This window comes from Ornithinimicrobium pulveris, from assembly GCF_050261105.1.
In the GTDB taxonomy this organism is placed as follows: domain Bacteria; phylum Actinomycetota; class Actinomycetes; order Actinomycetales; family Dermatophilaceae; genus Ornithinicoccus.
In genome coordinates this window covers 386,488-405,853 of sequence record NZ_CP189837.1, presented here as the reverse complement: position 1 = coordinate 405,853, position 19,366 = coordinate 386,488, and the positions used below count along the sequence as shown (strand labels likewise).

Annotated in this window: 19 protein-coding genes; 8 read left to right on the top strand and 11 right to left on the bottom strand. The window is 70.1% G+C overall.

Annotation, left to right across the window (positions count from 1 at the left end; translation table 11 throughout):
* Window positions 1-13 precede the first annotated feature (13 nt).
* Window positions 14-886: an IS3 family transposase gene (locus ACQBAT_RS01815; RefSeq protein WP_427197734.1), complete on the top strand. Its 873-nt coding sequence runs from the start codon at window positions 14-16 to the stop codon at window positions 884-886.
* A 57-nt stretch (window positions 887-943) separates the two neighbouring features.
* Here the strand turns inward: ACQBAT_RS01815 and istB are convergent, their stop codons facing one another.
* From istB to ACQBAT_RS01795, 4 genes are all read right to left on the bottom strand, one after another.
* Window positions 944-1,717 (bottom strand): IS21-like element helper ATPase IstB, encoded by a 774-nt coding sequence (istB, locus tag ACQBAT_RS01810; RefSeq protein ID WP_420748461.1) that lies wholly within the window; start codon window positions 1,715-1,717, stop codon window positions 944-946.
* A complete protein-coding gene (locus tag ACQBAT_RS01805) occupies window positions 1,714-1,896 on the bottom strand; it encodes a hypothetical protein (protein WP_420748460.1) in 183 nt (60 codons plus the stop codon). Before ACQBAT_RS01805 ends, istB begins: the two co-directional genes overlap by 4 nt.
* A 195-nt stretch (window positions 1,897-2,091) precedes the next feature.
* On the bottom strand, window positions 2,092-3,219 hold the full coding sequence (locus ACQBAT_RS01800; RefSeq protein ID WP_420748459.1) for a tyrosine-type recombinase/integrase: 1,128 nt from the start codon (window positions 3,217-3,219) through the stop codon (window positions 2,092-2,094).
* A gap of 243 nt (window positions 3,220-3,462) precedes the next feature.
* A complete protein-coding gene (locus ACQBAT_RS01795; protein WP_420748458.1) occupies window positions 3,463-4,254 on the bottom strand; it encodes a CPBP family intramembrane glutamic endopeptidase in 792 nt (263 codons plus the stop codon).
* 269 nt (window positions 4,255-4,523) lie between these two features.
* On the opposite strand from ACQBAT_RS01795, the gene ACQBAT_RS01790 reads away from it, so the two are divergent.
* The 7 genes from ACQBAT_RS01790 (at window position 4,524) to ACQBAT_RS01760 (ending at window position 10,968) form a co-directional block, all read left to right on the top strand.
* Window positions 4,524-5,150, top strand: a complete 627-nt coding sequence (locus tag ACQBAT_RS01790) for a superoxide dismutase (protein WP_420748457.1) — start codon at window positions 4,524-4,526, stop codon at window positions 5,148-5,150.
* 186 nt (window positions 5,151-5,336) lie between these two features.
* The gene (gene mbhE / locus ACQBAT_RS01785; RefSeq protein WP_420748456.1) at window positions 5,337-8,120 is read left to right on the top strand and encodes a hydrogen gas-evolving membrane-bound hydrogenase subunit E; all 2,784 of its coding nucleotides are present in this window, start codon (window positions 5,337-5,339) and stop codon (window positions 8,118-8,120) included.
* Entirely contained in the window at window positions 8,117-8,446 is a 330-nt protein-coding gene (locus tag ACQBAT_RS01780; protein ID WP_420748455.1) for a sodium:proton antiporter, read from the top strand. Before mbhE ends, ACQBAT_RS01780 begins: the two co-directional genes overlap by 4 nt.
* Complete coding sequence (locus ACQBAT_RS01775; RefSeq protein WP_420748454.1) at window positions 8,443-9,951, top strand: monovalent cation/H+ antiporter subunit D family protein; 1,509 nt, start codon at window positions 8,443-8,445, stop codon at window positions 9,949-9,951. Before ACQBAT_RS01780 ends, ACQBAT_RS01775 begins: the two co-directional genes overlap by 4 nt.
* Entirely contained in the window at window positions 9,948-10,331 is a 384-nt protein-coding gene (locus ACQBAT_RS01770) for a Na+/H+ antiporter subunit E (RefSeq protein ID WP_420748453.1), read from the top strand. Before ACQBAT_RS01775 ends, ACQBAT_RS01770 begins: the two co-directional genes overlap by 4 nt.
* Complete coding sequence (locus ACQBAT_RS01765; RefSeq protein WP_420748452.1) at window positions 10,328-10,588, top strand: monovalent cation/H+ antiporter complex subunit F; 261 nt, start codon at window positions 10,328-10,330, stop codon at window positions 10,586-10,588. Before ACQBAT_RS01770 ends, ACQBAT_RS01765 begins: the two co-directional genes overlap by 4 nt.
* Complete coding sequence (locus ACQBAT_RS01760) at window positions 10,588-10,968, top strand: cation:proton antiporter (RefSeq protein ID WP_420748451.1); 381 nt, start codon at window positions 10,588-10,590, stop codon at window positions 10,966-10,968. The genes ACQBAT_RS01765 and ACQBAT_RS01760 overlap by 1 nt, the downstream gene beginning before the upstream one ends.
* A 27-nt stretch (window positions 10,969-10,995) precedes the next feature.
* Here the strand turns inward: ACQBAT_RS01760 and ACQBAT_RS01755 are convergent, their stop codons facing one another.
* From ACQBAT_RS01755 to ACQBAT_RS01725, 7 genes are read right to left on the bottom strand one after another with little or no spacing between them, the layout of a single operon-like run.
* Window positions 10,996-11,568: a DUF5063 domain-containing protein gene (locus tag ACQBAT_RS01755; protein ID WP_420748450.1), complete on the bottom strand. Its 573-nt coding sequence runs from the start codon at window positions 11,566-11,568 to the stop codon at window positions 10,996-10,998.
* Window positions 11,569-11,596: 28 nt separating this feature from the next.
* Window positions 11,597-12,223 carry a recombination mediator RecR gene (gene recR / locus ACQBAT_RS01750; protein ID WP_420748449.1) on the bottom strand — a complete coding sequence of 209 codons (627 nt, stop codon included), beginning with the start codon at window positions 12,221-12,223 and terminating at the stop codon, window positions 11,597-11,599.
* Between the two features lie 49 nt (window positions 12,224-12,272).
* Window positions 12,273-12,830, bottom strand: coding sequence for a hypothetical protein (locus tag ACQBAT_RS01745; protein WP_420748448.1), 558 nt, complete (start codon window positions 12,828-12,830; stop codon window positions 12,273-12,275).
* A gap of 42 nt (window positions 12,831-12,872) precedes the next feature.
* Entirely contained in the window at window positions 12,873-13,547 is a 675-nt protein-coding gene (locus tag ACQBAT_RS01740; protein WP_420748447.1) for a lysophospholipid acyltransferase family protein, read from the bottom strand.
* A 14-nt stretch (window positions 13,548-13,561) separates the two neighbouring features.
* Window positions 13,562-15,793, bottom strand: a complete 2,232-nt coding sequence (locus ACQBAT_RS01735; RefSeq protein WP_420748446.1) for a DNA polymerase III subunit gamma and tau — start codon at window positions 15,791-15,793, stop codon at window positions 13,562-13,564.
* Between the two features lie 54 nt (window positions 15,794-15,847).
* Window positions 15,848-17,032, bottom strand: coding sequence for a CapA family protein (locus ACQBAT_RS01730; protein WP_420748445.1), 1,185 nt, complete (start codon window positions 17,030-17,032; stop codon window positions 15,848-15,850).
* Window positions 17,029-19,353 carry a HelD family protein gene (locus tag ACQBAT_RS01725; RefSeq protein WP_420748444.1) on the bottom strand — a complete coding sequence of 775 codons (2,325 nt, stop codon included), beginning with the start codon at window positions 19,351-19,353 and terminating at the stop codon, window positions 17,029-17,031. The genes ACQBAT_RS01730 and ACQBAT_RS01725 overlap by 4 nt, the downstream gene beginning before the upstream one ends.
* Window positions 19,354-19,366 lie beyond the last annotated feature (13 nt).

Sequence of the window (19,366 nt, the reverse complement as noted above, 5' to 3'; positions counted from 1 at the left end):
GCGGGCGTTCGAGTTGATCCACGCGGAGAAGGCCGACCACGAGATCGTGCGGATGTGTGACCTGCTGGGTGTGTCCCGGTCGGGGTACTACAAGTGGGTCGACCGACAGGCTGCCGGCCCTTCGCCGAACAGCTACGCTCCCTGCAACAGCCCGGTGTTGCATCGACTGGTTGAACTCAAGGTGAACGGCGCCCCGCGGATCACCGCGGACCTGCGTGAGAACGGCGAGGTCGTCTCTCGCAAGACGGTCGCCAAGCTCATGCGCACCGACGGCCTGCAGGGCATCAGCCCCCGGCCGTGGCGGCCGGTAACCACGCTGCCGGACCAGGTGCCGCACACCATCCCGGATCGGGTGGGACGAGTCTTCGACCGAGGCGCCCTCAACGTCGTCTGGACCTCCGACATCACCTACCTGGTCACCGGCCAGGGCTGGCTGTACCTGTGCGCCGTGCGGGATGGCTGCTCACGCCGCGTCATCGGCTATGCCTTCTCCGACTCCCTGCACACCGACATCGTGGAGAGCGCACTACGCCGAGCCGTGACCTTCCGCGACGGTGAGACCGCGGGCGTGATCCTGCACGCCGATCGGGGCTGCCAGTTCACCTCGACCCAGTTGGCCGACGCCGCCGAAGAGCTGGGCGTGCTGCTCTCGGTCGGACGCACCGGCGTGTGCTGGGACAACGCCCAGATCGAGAGCTTCTGGTCGACCCTGAAGACCGAATTCTACGACCGACACGAGTTCGCCACCAGGACCGAGGCGATCCACGCCGTCAGCTCCTGGATCGAGACCGTCTACAACCGCCGCCGGCGCCACAGTGCCCTCGGCCAGATCCCTCCGGTAACGTTCGAGCACCGGACCATCACCGCGGCTCAAGAAGCCGCTTAACCGATGTCCACCAGACGGGGTCAACCCCAGAAGTCCCCACCCGTCTGCTTGTTCTGGTCAGTGGGTGAGGTGCTCACCTCCTCGGCGTTGGCGGGCTTGGAGCATGCGGTAGGACTGGCCGTTGGTGACGACGGTGGTGGCGTGGTGCAGCAGCCGGTCGAGCATCGAGACCGCGGTGGTGTGCTCGGGCAGGAACCGGCCCCAGTCCTCGAAGGAGTGGTGCGAGGCGATGCCCAGGGAGCGGCGTTCGTAGGCGGCGGCGACGAACCGGAACAGCAGCTGTGCGCCGGTGTCGTCCAGCGGGGCGAAGCCGACCTCGTCGACGAGCACGAGCTCGTTGCGCAGCAGCGTCTCGATGACCCGCCCGACGGTGTTGTCGGCCAGGCCGCGATAGAGGGTCTCGACGAGGTCGGCCGCGGTCAGGTACCGCACCCGGTGCCCAGCGGTGACGGCGGCGTGACCCAGCGCGATGAGGGTGTGCGACTTGCCCGTCCCGGCGGGGCCGATCAGGGCAAGGTTCTCCTTGGCGCTCAGCCACTCCAGGGACGTCAGGTACGCCCACGTCGGGGCCGGGATGGAGGCGGCCACGTCGAACTCCTCGATCGTCTTCAGCACCGGGAAGCCGGCTGCTTTGAGGCGTGCTCGCTCGTTGGAGGCGTCGCGGGCGGTGATCTCGGCCTCGACCAGGGCCCGCAGCACCTCCTCAGGGGACCACCGTTGGGTCTTGGCGGTAATGAGCAGCTCGGGGGCGAGCTGTCGCATCGCGGCCAGCTTGAGCCGGCGCAGTCCGGCGACCAGGTCCGCGTCCAGCGGTGGTGCGGTCGTGCTCACGAGGACACCGCCTCATCCGTGCGCCCCAGTGCGGTGGGGGCGTACTCGGTCAGGGACCGCCCGGTGGCTACCGGCAGGTCGAGCACGAGCGCGTCCCCGGCCGGGCGAGGTGAGGGCAGGCCGGGCCACACCCGCCATTCACGGCACGCCGCGACGTCCTCGCAGGTCAGCGCCCCCACCGACCGACTTTGCCGAGGCCCTGGTGTACCGCCCCTCGTGCCCCTGTACCGCCCTGACGCTTCTATGTTCGACGTGCGGGTGAAGTCGCGTCTGGCCGCGTGTCCGACCACGGAGAATGTGCGTCGCCAAGCATCCGACTCTCGGCGGATCCGGTCTGTCAAGCACCGCGATGACGGACGCCTTCGTACCTTGAGTCAACTGGGTTGCTGGGCTTGGGCGAGGCGGGAGAGTTGCTCGGCGATGTGGGCATCGCGACCCAGGGCGGCGTGTTGGTAGCGGAGGGCCGCTTGGGGGGTGGAGTGGCCGATGCGGGCCATGAGCTCGGCGAGGGTGGCTCCGGTGCGGGCGGCCAGGACGGCGCCGGTGTGGCGCAGGTCGTGGATGCGCAGGTCTGGCCGGCCGGCGGCCTCTCGTGCCTTGTGCCAGTGCCGGTAGAGGGTGTTGGGGTGGACCTGGACCTCGGGGTCGGTGACCGAGGGAAAGACCAGCGCCTCGGGCGCGGGTCCGACGTGGGTGGCCAGGTGCTCAGCCAGGGTGGGGAGCAGGTGGGGTGGGATGGCCACGTCCCGCATGCCGGCGGCTGACTTGGGGGTGCCGACGGAGACCTGCCCGTTGGTGCGGACCACGCCGCGGCGCACGTGCACCACCCCGGTGGCCAGGTCCAGGTCGGCGCGGCGCAGCTCGGCCATCTCCCCGAACCGCAGACCGCACCAGGCACCGAGCAGCACCAGCGCCTGGTACCGGGCCGGCATGTGCTCCACCAGGACCGTGAGCTGGTCCAGGGTGGCCGGTTCGACCCGGCGGGCCCGAGTGGTGGTCCCGGCGCCGCGGACCCGGCAGGGGTTCGCGGCCAGGATCTCATCGGCCACCGCCGTCGCCAGGATCGAGCGGAGCAGGGCGTAGGCGTGGGCGCGTTGGGTGGGCCGGTGCGGGTCGAGGCCGGCGTGCCAGACCCGCACCACGGCTGGGGTGATGTCCCGCAGAGCCACGTGCTCGAACTCGGGCAGCAGGAACCGTTCCAGCAGCCGCTGGTAGAGGGCCCGGGTGCGCGGCTTCAGGTCGCGCTGGGACAACCAGGCTCCCGCGTAGGGGCCGAACGCCTCAGCGGTACGGGCCACCTTGGCACGCCGCGAACGGGTCGGGGACCAGGTGTCGTCCTGGATCAGGCGGCGCTCGTGGGCCAGCCACGCCTCGGCGTCGGCCCGGGTGGAGAACGTCGAAGGGGCCCGGTGGAAGTCCTGGTCCGGACCCATGTAGAACGCCTGGTACCGCCCGCCCGACCGGCGTCGGATCGTGCCGAAGTCGCGCTTGGACCGTGTCACGACCCCTCCTGCTCGCCGGCTGGTGGGCATAACTGGGGCATAACTGGTGTCATCTCGTGTCCTCTTGTGCCCGAACCTTTCACGCGCTACTGTACCTGTCATCGCAGGTCAGGTGCTTGCGACCCAGGTCAGCCAGACGGTGACCGTGCCGGAGTGATCTTTTCGAATCCTGTCACCCCGACCACACAAGACCGGCCCTGATCTGCGGAAACGCAACGTCAGGGCCGGTTCTTCGTTTCCCCGTTAGCCTGCCCGCCGCGCGCCCGACCGGCGGCCACCCAGCAGGCGGCCGACCAGCCACAGGATGCCCAGCGCGAGCACCGGGCCGAGCACGACCACGACCCCCACCAGAGGCGAGCTGAACGAGCGGTCACCGCTCACCGCGTGGAAGGCCGTCACCCCGTTGGCGATCGAGTGCGCCAACACCGGCGCGAACAACGAGCCGGTCCACCAATACAGCCACGCGGCGCCGAGGCCGAAGAGGATCAGGAAGGGCAGCTGCAGTTCCTGACCCTCACCGGCGTGCGAGATGCCGAAGAGTACCGCCGAGACGATCGCCGCCACCCAGAAGGCCAGACGACGCGACTGCGGCCTGCGCCGCGCGATGCCGTCGTGGACACCTCGGAAGATGACACCTCGGTAGAGCAACTCCTCCCCCAGTGGCGCCGCAACAGTCAGGGCGAGAACAAAGCCGATGTCCTGCGCCAGGCTCACGCCGAACGGCATCAGCTCCAGGCTCCGCTCGGTCGCCTCACGCAGCTGCGGGATGAACTGCACGCCCAGGTTCGAGAGCCCGGCGAAGGCGGCGGCGACGAGCACGGCATACGCCCAGTGCGGGGCACGCTGCGGGACGACCAGGCCGAGATCGGACGGTGCGTACGCCCGGCCGCGCAGCAACCGGATCGTCAGCGCGGCGAGCAGGAAGAGCACGAAGAGCTGCAGCGGCGTGGCCACCCAGGTACCGCTGAGGTCACCGCCGGGACCAGACAAGGCAAAGGCGAGGAAGAGGCCGCCAACCATGGTGACGACCAGCACGACCAGGCCAGCGAGCGCGTGACGGAACCCCAGGGCGGGGGCAGGCAGGAGCGGAGGGGTGGGTCACGACATACCTCCATCGTGCCGCGGGGTGCACCAGGTGGACATCGGCCGCCCGGGCGAGTCTGCCCGGCAGGCTCGGCCGATCGGCCGAACGATTCGCCGGCCGAGAAGAGCCGGGAGGACCACCGACCTCACCGGGCAGCCAGCACCCCGCGCGGATATAGTGCAAGGAGCCCGCAAAACCACCTGAACAGGAGAGATTTGCCGTGAGCACCTACACCCTTCCTGACCTGTCGTACGACTACGGCGCCCTCGAGCCGCACATCAGCGGCGAGATCATGGAGCTGCATCACAGCAAGCACCACAAGGCCTATGTCGACGGCGCCAACCAGGCCCTGGAGAAGCTGGCCGCCGCACGCGAGTCCGGTGACTTCGGCACCGTCCCCATGCTGGAGAAGAACCTCGCCTTCCACCTGGGCGGGCACACCAACCACTCGGTCTTCTGGCAGAACATGTCCCCCGAGGGCGGCGACCGCCCCGACGGCGACGTGGCCGCGATGATCGACGAGCACTTCGGCTCCTTCGACGCCTTCAAGGGCCAGTTCGAGGCTGCCGGCAACACCCTGCAGGGCTCCGGCTGGGCCGTGCTGTCCTGGGACACCATCGCCGGCAAGCCGCTGATCTTCCAGCTCTGGGACCAGCAGGGCAACGTGCCGATCGGCCAGATCCCGCTGCTGATGCTGGACATGTGGGAGCACGCCTTCTACCTGCAGTACAAGAACGTCAAGGCTGACTACGTCACCGCCTGGTGGAATGTCGTCAACTGGCAGGACGTCGCCGACCGCCTCGGTCGCGCGCAGCAGTCCACCTCCGGTCTGATCGTCCCCGCCTGATCGGCAGCTGATCCTCAGCGCGGCCGCACGGGCCGCACACCTCGAGAACGGGGCGAGCCACCGGCTCGCCCCGTTCTTGCGTATTCCGCGCCCGGCTCTACCGAGGGCTGGCGGGGGTGCCTGAGAGCCGCTCAGGCACTTGGTAGGTTTTCTCCACCCCGTCAACGTCCCGAAAGGCCCGATCCAGTGTCCCTCGCGCTCGCGCTCGCGGCAGTGACCGCCGTCGTGCTGCTCGCGCCGGTGCTCGCGCACCTGATGGGACGCTCCGCGGGGTGGGTGCTGGGAGCCGCGCTGGTTGGGTGCGCCGGGCTCGTCATCTCCCTGCACACCCCCGGTGAGCGGATCGACCAGCTGGTCCCCTGGATCCCGTCGGCGGACATCGCGCTACGGCTGCGCCTGGATGGGCTGTCCTTCCTCTTCTCTCTGGTGGTGCTTCTCATCGGCGCCGCGGTGATGGTGTACTCGGCCGGCTATCTCAAGGAGAAGAAGCCGGTCGCCTTCTACACCCTGATGACCTTCTTCGCGGCTGCGATGATGCTGCTCGTCCTCGCCGACGACATCGTCCTGCTCTACGTCGCCTGGGAGCTGACCACCCTCATCTCCTACCTGCTGATCCTGCGCTCGGCTCCGGACGCCGCCGCCCCCGCGACGCGCACCCTGCTCATCACCGTGCTCGGTGGTCTGTGCCTGCTCGGCGCCGTTGCGCTGATGTGGAGCGCGACCGGCACCACCGTGCTCTCCGACGCCCTCGCGCACGAGGTGTGGGCCCAGGACCCGGTCTTCGCCGGTTGGGTCGCTGGACTGGTCGCGATCGCGGCGATGACGAAGTCCGCCCAGTTCCCCTTCCACTTCTGGCTGCCGGACGCGATGGTCGCCCCGGCACCGGTGAGCGCCTACCTGCACGCCGCCGCCATGGTCAAGGCGGGCATCTACCTGCTGATGCTCTTCTCCACCGCCGCCTCGCACTCGCCGGTCTGGATGTGGATGCTCATCACCGTCGGTCTGATCACCACCGTGATGGGCGGCATCTTCGCGCTCCAGAAGCACGACCTCAAGCAACTCCTCGCCTACTCCACCGTCAGCCAGCTCGGTCTGCTCGTGGTGGTCATCGCGATCGGTACCCCGCTCGCGATGCTCGCCGCGAGCGTCCACGTGGTCGCGCACGCGCTCTTCAAGGCCGCCGCCTTCATGCACATCGGGTTGCTCGAGAAGCGCTTCGGCAGCCGCAACATCAACGACCTCTCCGGCCTCGCCCGCAGCACACCGTGGGACTCGGCGATGATCGTGCTCGCCGCTGCCAGCATGGCCGGGGTCATCCCCCTCCTCGGCTTCGTCAGCAAAGAGCTGGTCCTGGAGTCGCTGCTCGAGGGTCCGATCGGCTGGCTGCTCGCCGGTCTGGTGACCCTCGGCGCGATCTTCACCGTCGCCTACTCCGCGCACATCGTGCTCAACACCCTGCCCGGGAGGTCGACGCAGGAGCCCAAGCGTGCGGGCACCCTGCCGATGGTGGTCGCGATCGGCGCGACCGCTCTGGCTGGTCTCGGGCTGGGTCTCACGGTGGGTCTGGGGGTGCTGGACCCGATCGTCGCTCCCGCCGCCGCCGACGCGGCCGGGGTCGCCCGCAGCGAGATCACCTATCTCGCGCTCTGGCACGGCATCAACGCTCCTCTCCTGCTGTCGCTCACCGCGCTCGTGCTCGGCCTCGCGGCCGCTTATTGGGTATGGCGCAACCTCGAGACCGCCGCCCGTCCCCTCATCCGGTTCTCGGGTGTGGAGATCACCCAGCAACTCATCACCGGCACCATCGCCTCGGGCCGCCGGGTTGGCGACCTGACGCGCAGCGACGCGATCTCGCGCCACATCGGCATCCCGGCCGTCGGCCTCGGGGTCGGCGCCCTCCTGCTCCCCCTGACCTGGCAAGGCCTGCCCCCCGGTGAGACAGTCCAGCCCTTCGACTACGTGCTGCTCGGCATCGTGGTGCTCGGCCTGATCCTGGCCATCACCGCCCGCCACCGCCTCACCGCGGTGCTCAGCACCGGCATCGTCGGCTTCGGTGTGGCGCTCTGGTTCTACTCGCTCGGCGCCGCGGACGTGGCCCTGACCCAGCTGCTCGTCGAGATCCTGACCGTGGTGATCATGGTCCTGGTCCTCAACCGTCTGGGTCGGCGCCTCCTCACCACCCCCGGACGCCGCCGTCGGATCGTCACCGCCGTCATCTCCCTCGGCGCGGGCACCGCCGCCACCCTGGCCGCCCTCACCCTCACGGGGCACCGCGGCCTGTCCCCGGCTGGCGAGTACTTCCTGCTCAACGTCTACGAGGACACCGGCGGCACCAATGTCGTCAACACCATCCTGGTCGACTACCGAGCCCTGGACACCTTTGGCGAACTCGTCGTGTTGGCCATCGCCGCGCTCTCGGTCTTCGCTCTCATCCAGGCGCGCCCGCTGCTGGACGAGCCGACCCCCACGCTGCGGCTGTCCAGCCTCGTCGACCCGCAGGACAACGCGATCTTCCTGACCACCACCGGCAAGGTCCTCCAGCCGCTGATGCTCTTCGGCTCCATCTACGTCCTGCTACGCGGCCACAACGCCCCCGGCGGCGGCTTCATCGGCGCCCTCGTCGGCGCCTCCGCCCTCGCCCTGGCCTACCTGTCCAGCGCCGACGACAACGCCCGCTGGATGCGCCTTCCCTATCTCGCGATCGCGGGCTCCGGCATCATCGTCGCCGTGGCTAGCGGCTTCCTCGGCTACGCCGACGGGTCCTTCCTGCGCCCGCTGCACGCCTACCTCTTCGGCCAGCACCTCACCAGCGCGCTGATCTTCGACGTCGGCGTCTACCTGGCGGTCTTCGGCGTCATCCTGGCCGCCCTGCGGATGCTTGGCCGCGCCTACCCGCGGGTCGCCCCCACCGCCGACTCGGTCGCGGAGCCGCCACCGCCGAAAGACACCCCTGAGGAGGTGACCCGATGATCCTCGCCCTGACGATCGGCGCGCTCACCGCCGGCTCGATCTACCTGCTGCTCCAGCGCGACTACCTGCGGGTGATCCTCGGCTTCGTCATCCTCAGCCACGCGGCCAACCTGCTGCTCTTCTCCTCCGGCGGCATCCAGCGCCGCGGAGAGCCCCTGGGCCCCGACCCGGACCCGGCGACCACGGCCGACGCCCTGCCGCAGGCTTTCGTGCTGACCGCCATCGTCATCGCCTTCGCGATCACCATCTACATGCTTTCCTTGTCGGTCACCGGTCGCCGTCGCGACGGCGAGGGTGAGGAGAAGGACCCGGTGGACGAGTCATGACCGCCGCCGCGTACCTGCCTCTCTTCGTCGCGATCCCGCTGGGCGTCGCGGGAGTCACCGCCGCTGCCCGGGCGCACTGGGTGTGGCCGCGCTGGCTGCTGATGATCACCCTGGCCGCCCAGCTGGTCTTCTCGCTGCTGCTGGTCGCCAGCCTGCGCGACGGCAGCATCCTGGCCCACGGCGTCGGCCGTTGGCAGGGCGGCATCGCGATCCCCTTCGTCGCTGACATGCTGTCCGCGCTGATGCTGGTGGTGACCAGCCTGCTGGCCCTCACCTGTGCTGGCTTCGCGCTCGCCTCCCACCCTGGCAGGGTCCGCCTCTTCGTGCCGCTCACCCTGGCGCTCGTCGCCGGGGTCAACGGCGCACTGCTGACCGGTGACATCTTCAACCTGTTCGTCTTCATCGAGGTCATGCTGCTGCCCAGCTATGGCCTGTTGATCCTGGCCAAGCGGCAGCAGGGGACCTTCCGTTCGCACGTCGGCTCTCGCCTCTACGTCGCCTTCAACCTCTTCGTCTCGACGATGTTCCTGGTCGGAGTGGGTCTGGTGTATGGCGTGGCCGGCACCGTGAACCTCGCCGAGCTCGCCGGCGCGGCCGCCGAGGATCACCTCGTGGCCATCGGCGGCGGGGTCGCGATCGCGGCCCTGTGCATGAAGGCCGCGGTCGTTCCGACGCATGGCTGGCTGGCCCGGGCCTACCCGTCCACCTCGCCGGCGATCACCGCGCTCTTCTCCGGTCTGCACACCAAGGTCGCGATCTACGCGATCTACCGGATCTACGCGGTGCTCTTCGACGGCGACACCCGCTACCTGTGGATCGGTCTGGTGCTGTTCACCCTGACCATGGTGATCGGCGTGATGGGCGCGGTGGGCGAGGCCACCACCCGCTCGATCCTGGCCTTCCACATGGTCAGCCAGATCGGCTACATCCTGCTGGGCGTGGCACTGTTCACCCCGGCCGGACTCGCCGCGGGCATCTTCTACCTGCTCCACCACATGATCGTGAAGGCCTCACTCTTCCTGTCCACGGGCGCGATCGAGGAGCGCTACGGCACCAACAAGCTCTCCGTGCTCAAGTCCCGTCTGCGCAAGGAACCGTTGATCGCCGCCAGCTTCCTGATCGCCGCGCTGTCGCTGGCCGGGCTGCCGCCCTTCTCCGGCTTCGTGGCCAAGCTGACCCTGATCGTGGCCACCGTCGAGGCCGGACACATCTGGGTCGCCGTCGCCGCTCTGGTCGTCAGCCTGATCACGCTGATGTCGATGCTGAAAATCTGGGACGCCGTCTTCGCCAGCTCACGGCCGGACGAGGACGAGATGCCCTCCGCCCGGATCCGCGCCGCGCGTCGCCTGCCCACCCCGGCCGGCCTGATCATCCCGGGCGCCGCGCTCGCGCTGGTCACGCTCTCGCTCGGACTCGGCGGCGAGCTCCTCTACGGATTGTCGATGACCGCCGCCGAGGGGCTGATGGACACGTCCGGGTATGTCGAGGCGGTGCTTGCCCCATGACGCTGGCGTCGTTGGTCCGCCTGCCGGGTTTCCTGGCCTGGTACATCTACCAGGTCATCTACTCCTCCGGCTCGGTGCTGCGCAATATCTTCAGCCGCCGCCCTCGGCACCCGCTACGCGTGCTCCGGGTCCCTCTCGCCTCCACCCGGGACTGGCAGGTCGCGGTCTTCGGCGGGCTGATCACGCTGACCCCCGGCACCCTGACCATCGGCGTCGTCCGCGATGACGGCGAGCGCTACCTGCTCGTGCACTCGATGCAGCACGACTCCACCGAGCAGGCCCTCGACGACCTCATCGACATGGAGGCCCGGATGCTCGCGGCCTTCCCCGGACGCGGAGACGTCCCTCGCGAAGGGGACCGACGAGGAGGAGACCGATGACCGTCGTGATGATCATCGCCACCATCTGTCTGGCCATCGCTATCGGTGCAGCGGCCTACCGGATCGCCTTCGGCCCCACCGACGGCAACCGGGTCGCCGCCGCAGACCTGCTCACCTTCTCGATCATCGGGCTGATCGCCCTCACCGGAATGCGGGTCGGCAGCCTCGGCACCCTGGACCTGGTCATCGTCGCGACGCTCGTGGCCTTCCTCGCCGCGGTCTCGCTGTCCCGCGCCCTGACCCGAGGAGTGCGCTGATGGTGCTCTCGATCATCTCCGCAATCCTGATCCTGGGTGGCGCGCTCATCTTCGTCGGCGCCGCGCTCGGCCTGCTGCGGCTGCCCGACATGTTCACCCGGATCTCGGCGATCGGCACCGCCGCCGGCGTCGGGACCGCGATGATCGTGCTCGGAGTCGCGCTCCAGGACGCGACGTGGATCACCCTGCTCAAGGCGGTGGTGGCGATCCTGCTGCAGCTGATCACCTCGGTCATCGGCGCAACCGCGATCGCCCGCGCCGCGGTGCTCGGCCGCCAGTACTTCGCCCCCGGCACCGACCTCGAGACCGTCGAACACCTCGGCGCCGTCGCCACCCTGCCCCAGGAAGAGGTCGGCCGCCCCAGCGGGCGCGACTCCTAGTTGCCTGCGGGCTAATCCACTGCGTGTCTAATCCACTGCGTGGAGTGCCGCCATCTCGGCCTCCATCACATGCTCCTCCTCGGCATCCAGCCGAACGTGCGCGAGCAGCGTGAGCAGCACCCGCAGCGCCGAGGCTGCGCGCTCCCCCCAGGACGACAGATAGCTGAACTGCCACCACCACATCGCCTCGGTCGACCGACCTGCCTCGTAGTGCACCAACCCGTGCTCCAGGTCCGCGGCGATCGCGACCAGATCCGCGGACAGCGAGCCGTCGGTGACCTCTCCCGTCAGCACGGGGTCCTCAAGATCGCAGTAGCTGTCGACGCCCCCGAGCAGGTCGTGCAGTCGCTCCCGGATCTCCTCCAGGTCGGAGTCCGGCCCTGCGTCGGGCTCGAAACGCTCGTCCGGCACGACATCGACCAGCGCACCGATCCGGGCGCCAGCCGCGCACAACTGGCCGACGGCCAGCAGCAGGACGGGGAGCGCGGAGTCCGGCGCCTCTCCCGAGGTCACCTCACGCAGGGCCCCAAAGTATGCCGCAACCTCCTGGTGCATCTCCCGCGCCAGTTCGTCCCAGCCCTGGTCCTCCGCCTCGCTCATGTCCCCCACACTACGGGCCTGCCGCCCGCTACGGGTTGGAAGGCGCCGCAGGACCTCCGGAAAGAACACGACGGCCCTCGAAGGCCCGACCCAGGGTGACCTCGTCGGCATACTCCAGATCGCCCCCGACGGGCAGACCGGACGCCAGCCGGCTGACGCGCACACCCTCGAAAGTGGCCAGCATCCTGGCCAGGTAGGTCGCGGTGGCTTCTCCCTCGAGGTTGGGATCAGTGGCGATGATCACCTCTGAGACCTGGCCGTCGGCCAGCCGGGTCATCAGCTCACGGACCCGCAGGTCCTCGGGACCGACGCCACCGATGGGATTGATGGCCCCACCGAGGACGTGATAGCGACCTCTGAACTCCCGGGTCCGCTCGATCGCGGCGACGTCCTGGCTCTGCTCCACCACGCAGATCAGGCTCCGATCCCGGCGCTCGTCCAGGCAGATGCGGCACTGCTCGGACTCGGCGACATTGCCGCAGATCTCGCAGAAGGACACCTTCTCGCGGATCTGGATGAGGGCGTCGGCGAGGCGGGTGATGTCGTCAGGGTCGGCCGTGAGCAGATGGAAGGCGATCCGCTGCGCCCCCTTGGGGCCCACGCCCGGCAAGCGGCCGAGCTCGTCGATCAGGTCCTGGACCACACCTTCATACACAACAGCCCACTGTAGGCGCTCCCCTGCTCCCTAGATGTCATCCCGTTCGCTAGATATCGTCCCGATCACTGCAGGCCCAGGCCGTGAACTCCGCCCGCGTCCCAGCCACTGCCACCGGGTCACCCCGAGGCGTGTAGTAGACCTTTCCGGGCTCGAGCTGCGGGATCTGACCAGGCGCCAGGCTGGCCTGGGTGAGGACGTCCGACCTCTCGCCCAGCCCGTCGGCGATCACGCCGCGCTCGGGGTCGATCCGCACCGCTGATCCCGTCCACTCGGGTCCAGGGTCGCTGATGACGAGCTGGGCGGGCGGGTTCTGGGAGTCATCGAGAGTCCACTCGCCGATCTCTTCGTTCGGCTCCTCATCGGAGGTCAGCCCCTCGCGGTTGTAGGCCATGTGAACCCGCACGACCGGCCGGCCGCAGCCCTCGACGACCACCATCAGCCTGCCCTGGTCATCCACCGCGAAACCGACCCCACCGATCACGTTGATGTCCGGGGCGATACAACCTGACAGGGTGACGGGCAGCGCCCCCAGCAGAGCCGCCCAGGCGAGGCGCACGGCATACCGGAATCGGCCCGGAGGCTCCTGGTGCTGACGCGCACGCATGAGCCAGCGTCCCACAGAATTCGCGGGAGCGAGGCCTTTCGGTCAGACAGCGCCGCCAGGAGCGCGCTGGTTGTACTCCCCGGCCCATTCCTGGCCGCTCATTGCCAGGATCCGCTCCATCACCTGGTCGGTGATCTCGCGACGCGCCTTGCCCTGCGGGACGCCCTCGTAGCGGCCGGCCACCTCGACCGGCTCGCCGAACTCGACCCGCACCTTGGCCCGGCGCGGGAAGCGCGATCCGACCGGCTGGATGTCCTGGGTGCCCTGCAGTCCGACCGGCACGATCGGGCACTGCGCCTCGAGAGCCAGCCAGGCGACGCCCGTCTTGCCGCGGTAGAGGCGCCCGTCGCGGCTGCGCGTGCCCTCGGGGTAGATGCCGAAGACACCCCCGCCGCGCAGATGCGCGAGCGCCAGGTCGAGCGACTGCTGGGCGGCGCGGGGATCGTCGCGGTTGACCGGGATCGAGCCGACACCGGTGAACCACTCGCGGCTGATCCACCCCTTGACGCCGCTGCCGGTGAAGTACTCCGACTTGGCCAGGAAAGCCACCTGACGCGGGGAGGTGAGGGGGATGACCACGCTGTCGATGAACGAGCGGTGGTTGCTGGCCAGGATGACCGGACCGTCCTTGGGCACGTTCTCGGTGCCGACCACCTCGGGGCGCCAGATAGCGGTCGCCAACGGGGTCACGATCGGATGCAGGAGCTCGTAGATCATCGGCTCGTCCTCTCTCAGCCCACGGGATCGTCGTTGATGGCGATGACGGTACCGCCCAGGACGTTCTCGACGACAGGCTGGCCCACCGCGTTGGACGTGGACAGGTCCTCGTCATCGTCGCTGGGGGCATCGTCGCTGGGGGCATCCTCGCTTGGGCCATCGTCGCTGGGGGCCTGATGGGCAGGTGCGGGCGATGCCGGCGCTGCGTCCTCGACCGGGGCGCTGGCCCACGCGGGCGCTGCGCCGCCGGACTGTGCCTGCTGGGACCAGTCGGGACCCGTCGGGCGAGTTGGGGCGGAGCGCCCGGCGCCGAGCTGATCGGCCATGGACGGCCGCGGGGCCTCGGGCTCCGGGCTGGCCCGGACCTCGGGGGCCTCCCCCGGCGTGCCGGGCTGGTCGGCGACCGGCGGGGGGACGGCAGGTCGGGATCCGGCTGCGGGGTGCGTGGCGGGTGGCGCACCGGTGGACGCGGCCCCGGGCGGCGTGGCCGGACCGCCGGCCCGGGTGCGGAGCTGTCCACGCTGCGGACGTTCGGGGGCGGCCTGCTGCGCCTCGGGATGCGTGGTCGGGGCATCGGACGGCGAGCTCGGGACATCGGGCGGTGAGGACTGGGTCTCGCGCGCCTGCTGCGCCTGCTGGTGGGTTGGCTGGCTCGGCGGCTGCGCCCCCTCATCGCCGTCGGCACCCATGACGACCGCGTCGATGGCGACGTTGAGGCCGAGGTACTCCGAGAGCGCGGTCCGCAGCGTCTCCTCGTGCCGTGTCCCCATGAACTTCTCGACCCACCAGTGGTCCGGCTTGCCGAGCAGCACCCGTCGGCCGTCGAAGTCCAGCAGTTGGGCCGTCTGCAGACCGCTCCACGTCTGGCGGCTGATCGCCTTCACCTGCTCGAGGACATCCGGCCACTGTCGGCGCATCGCCGCGGTGTCGAGCACACCAGGGCCCTGGGATGTGGTCTGCGCGCCGGACTGCGTGCCAGACTGGGTGGTCGGCTGCTGGGCAGGCTCTGGCCGCTCGTGCGACGGGCGCGCAGGGCTGGGGGCGGCTGTCGTCGAACGCGCGCTCGAGCCCAACCCCGACTCTCCCGCAGCCAACCTGCGCTCGAGCCGGTCGAGCCGGGTGCCGTAGCCCTCCTCACCCGAGGGGCCGGGCAGCAGCAAGCGGGCCACGAGCAGCTCCAGCATCAGCCGGTAGGAGACCGCCCCGGTCATCTCCGACAGCCCCCGGCTCACCACGTCCGCCGCGCGGGAGAGCGCTTCTGGTCCCTGCACCCTGGCCTGGTGGCGCATCCGCTCGATCTGGTCCTCCGGCAGGCCCGGCAGCAGACCACCCACCGGCTGGTCGCCCACCGCGGTCAGCACGATCAGATCCCGATAGCGCTCCAGCAGGTCCTCGACGAAACGGCGCGGATCGTGCCCCGACTCCATCACCTTGTCCACCTGCTGGAAGACCGTCGCCGCGTCCCCCGCGGCCACCGCATCCACCACCGCGTCGAGCAGCTCGACATCGGTGAAGCCCAGCAGCGAGGCTGTCCGCTCGTAGGTCAACCCTTCCTCGCCGGCCCCCGAGATCAGCTGGTCCAGCACCGACAGCGAGTCACGCACCGAGCCACCACCGGCGCGCGTGACGAAGGAGAGCACCCCCGGCTCCAGCGCGACCCCCTCCCGCTCGCACACCTGCTCCAGATAGGAGGTCAGCCGCTGCGGTGGCACCAGATGGAAGGGGTAGTGATGGGTGCGCGAGCGGATGGTGGCCAGCACCTTCTCCGGCTCCGTGGTCGCGAAGATGAATTTCACGTGCGGCGGCGGCTCCTCGACCACCTTGAGCAGCGCGTTGAAACCGTTGGGCGTCACCATGTGCGCCTCGTCGATGATGTAGACCTTGTAGCGCGACTGCGCGGGACCGAAGGCCGCCCGCTCCCGCAGGTCACGCGCGTCATCGACACCACCGTGGCTGGCGGCGTCGATCTCGATCACATCGACCGTCCCCGCGCCGTCACGCGCCAGCGCCACGCACGAGTCGCAGGTGTCGCACGGCTCGGCGGTCGGCCCCTGCTCACAGTTGAGGCAGCGCGCCAGGATCCGGGCGCTGGTCGTCTTGCCGCATCCGCGCGGGCCGGAGAACAGGTAGGCGTGGTTGACCCGCCCCGACCGCAGCGCCTGCATCAGCGGCTCGGTGACATGCTCCTGTCCGATGACGTCGGCGAAGGACTCGGGCCGGTAGCGGCGGTACAGGGCGGTGCTCACCTTCCCGACCCTAACGGTCGGCACCGACAGGATGTATGGCGATCCACAGGCTGCTTAGGACCCGCTCGGCCAGACCTCGGGCGAGGGCAGCTGCTCCAGCTCGGCCAGGATCGAGGCCCCCACCTCACCCTCGGGGTCGACCGCCCAGGGCAGCCCGCGCTCGTCGATGGTGGCCGGCAGCCACTCGACCCTCTCGATCGCGTCGTTGGTGAAGGTCACCGACAGCAAGGCTGTCCGCAGACTCTCGGGATAGTCGCCGAAGCCGTCGAAGACGGTATTGCCCAACGACCACGCCACCAGCGTCTCGTCGGCGTAGCGATAGCCCTGCAGCACGTGCGGGTGCGACCCCACGACCGCCGACGCCCCCGCCTCGAAGGCCGCTTCGGCCGCCGCCACCTGCACCTCGTTGACGACGGTCGATCCCTCGTCCCCCGCGTGCAGCAGCACCACGACGTGGTCCACCTCGCCCGCCAGGCGGGCCACATCCTGGGCGATCAGATCGGGATCCGCCCACGCCACCCCGGGGCTCTGGTCACCCGCCGCCCAGGCCCGATTCTGGTAGCCCGTCCAGTCATCGGGCACGGAGACGTAGCCCAGGAAGGCGAGCTCGACCCCCTCGGCCTCCACCACCACGGGTGCGTGGGCGGCCTCGTCATCCACGCCGGCCCCCACGTGCTCCACCCCGGCCGCCGACACCAGCTCCACCGTCTCCAGCAATCCTTCGGCGCCGTAGTCATAGCTGTGGTTGTTGGCCAACGTCACCACGTCGAAGCCACCGGCGGCCACACTGTCGGCAGCCTCGGGAGGAGCCTGGAAGGTGAAGATCTTGTCCTCGGCCTCCCCGGCCGTGCCCACTGCGGTCTCCAGCACGCCGACGCGCAGGTCGGCCGCCGCCAACTCCTCCGCGATCCCCTCCCACGGCGCGTCCGACCCCTCCGCCAGGATCAGGTCACCGATCGAGCGCCCGAGCATCAGGTCTCCGGCGAAGAGCACCGTGGCGACCCCGCTCGCCTCGTCTTCGGTCGCCTCCTCCGCGCCCGTATGCCGCCCCTCATCCCCCGTGGTCGAGGCCCCGTCTGCAGGTGGCGACGTCGTGACCGCAGTGGCGTCGGTCGGGTCCGGACCGGATTCAGCGCTCGGTTCAGGACCGGCATCGCAACCAGCCAGCCCGACCACCGCCAGCGCCAGCGGTCCGGTGACAGTCAGGCGCGGGTGGGTCACGACAGTGGTACCGCTCAACCCACGCGCAGGATGGTGGTGCGATGTGCGGCTCGGGTCAATACGACATACAGGACCCGGACCCCGCCGGGAGATTCGGCGACGATCTCGTCGGGGTCGACGACGAGGGTCGCGTCGTACTCCAGGCCCTTGGTCGACAGCGGATCGATGACCAGCACCCGGCGGTCGAGCCCGGCGAGCCCAGCGAGCGCCTCCCGGTGCGCTTCGGGGGCGATGATCGCGACCGAGCCGTCGACCTGGCCGAGCAGCTCGACAAGCGCCTCGCGGGCCTCCTCGACCAGACCCTCGGCACCCACGGTTCGCTCGACGGGCTCGTGCCCGGTCTCGCGCACGGCCTGCGGGATGTCGGCATCCGGGACGTGCTCGCGGATCACCCGGGCGGCGAGGTCGAAGATCTCCCTCGCGTTGCGGTAGTTGGTGTCCATGTGGAAGCCGCGCCGCACCTGGCTGCCGAAGGCCTCCTCGCGCGCCTGCGCGGCCTCCTCGAGGTCACCCCACGACGCCTGCGCGAGGTCACCCACCACCGTCCAGGACGCCCAGCGGCCGCGGCGACCCAGCATCCGCCACTGCATCGGTGACAGGTCCTGGGCCTCGTCGACGAGGACGTGGGCGTACTCCTCGGCAGGCGTGATCCGCCCGGACAGCAGGCGCGAGCGCGGGTCCTGGGAGATGCGCTCGGAGGTCGAGGGGTCGTACTCGCCCCGCAGGAAGCCGTCGGCATCGGTGCGCGGGTTCTCGCGGCGACCCTGCTCGTCGTCGACTCCGCGGTCCTGCGGCGAAGTCCCGTTGTCGGACCGGCCACGCTCACCCCGGCCGACCGAGCCGTCGGCGCCGACGCGGAGGGCGGACACGCCATACTGGGACGCGTCGTCGAGCTCCTCGATCTCGTAGAAGCCGCGCTCCTCGCTGGGCAGGTCGACCATCTGCCCCAGGCGAGCGTGCAGGTCGTCGACGAGGGCGGCGTCGGCGACCGACCAGGCGCCGGTGCGCAGCGCCTCCTGGTAGGAGGTGGCCACCAGGGCCGCCTCCTCGCGGGAGAGCACGCCGAGCTCGCGGGTGAGGTCCTCGTCGGCCAGCCAGAGCAGCAGCTCACGCGGATCCAGTGGCGGCCACCACTCGCGCATGAAGGCCTCGACATCGCCCGAGTCCACGAACCGGTCGACGAACTCCTGCCGCTCCCCGTGCTGCACCTGCTCCCACGCGAGCCCGGCGAGCGCCTCGACGGCCGCGTCGTAGGAGGTGTTGCGGTGGTGGTGGCGCAGCACCTGGGCGCGGGCGCGGTCCAGGTCGGCCCGCTCAAGCCGGATCGCGGTGCCCATCACGAAAGTACGCAGCAGCTCTGGCGAGCCCGGGATCGCGCGGCGGGATAGGCGGGCGAGCAGCTGGCGGATGCGCAGCGAGCCCTTGATCGCCGCGGTCTCCGGCGGGTCCAGACGGGTGGCGGTGAGGCCGCCGACGACGTCACCGATGGAGCGCAGGACGACGCTCTCCTCGCCCAGGGAGGGCAGCACCCGCTCGATGTATGCGGTGTACGCGGCGGAGGGTCCGACCACCAGCACGCCTCCGCTCTCGAAGCGCCGGCGGTCGGAGTAGAGCAGGTAGGCGGCCCGGTGCAGGGCCACCACGGTCTTGCCCGTGCCGGGGCCCCCGGTGATCTCGGTGACGCCGCGCGCGGGGGCGCGGATGGCCTCGTCCTGGTGCTGCTGGATGGTGGCCACGATGTCGCGCATGCGGGCGCCGCGGCTGCGGGTGAGGGCGGCCATCAGCGCGCCGTCGCCGACGACCACGAGGTCGTCCGGCGCGTCCGCGACCATCAGGTCGTCCTCGACACCGACGACCTGCTCGCCCTTGCAGCGCAGCACCCGGCGGCGCAGGACCCCCAGCGGGTCGACGGGGGTGGCGCGGTAGAAGGGGGCGGCGGCGGGTGCGCGCCAGTCCACGACCAGCGGCTCGTAGTCGTCGTCGCGGACACCGAGGCGACCGACATAGCGGACCTCGCGGGTGCTGCCGTGCTCGTCGGGGACGGCGTGCTCGAGATCCAGGCGGCCGAAGACCAGGCCCTCGTGCTGGTGCTCGAGGGAGGCGCGGCGCTTGCTGGCGGAGAAGACAAGGGCGTCCCGCTCGAAGAGCCCGGCCATCTCCTCCTCGCGGGGGTCACCGGTGCCGCGGCGGTCGGTCTGACCGCGGGCCATCCCCTCGGCGTGGACCAGCTCGATCCGCTCGGCGGCCTTGGCCAACTCGGTGTAGACCCGGTCGACGTGCTGCTGCTCGGCCGCGATCTCCGCGCTGACCACGCCCGCGTCGTCCGCCGTCGTGCTCACTCGCTCCCTCTTT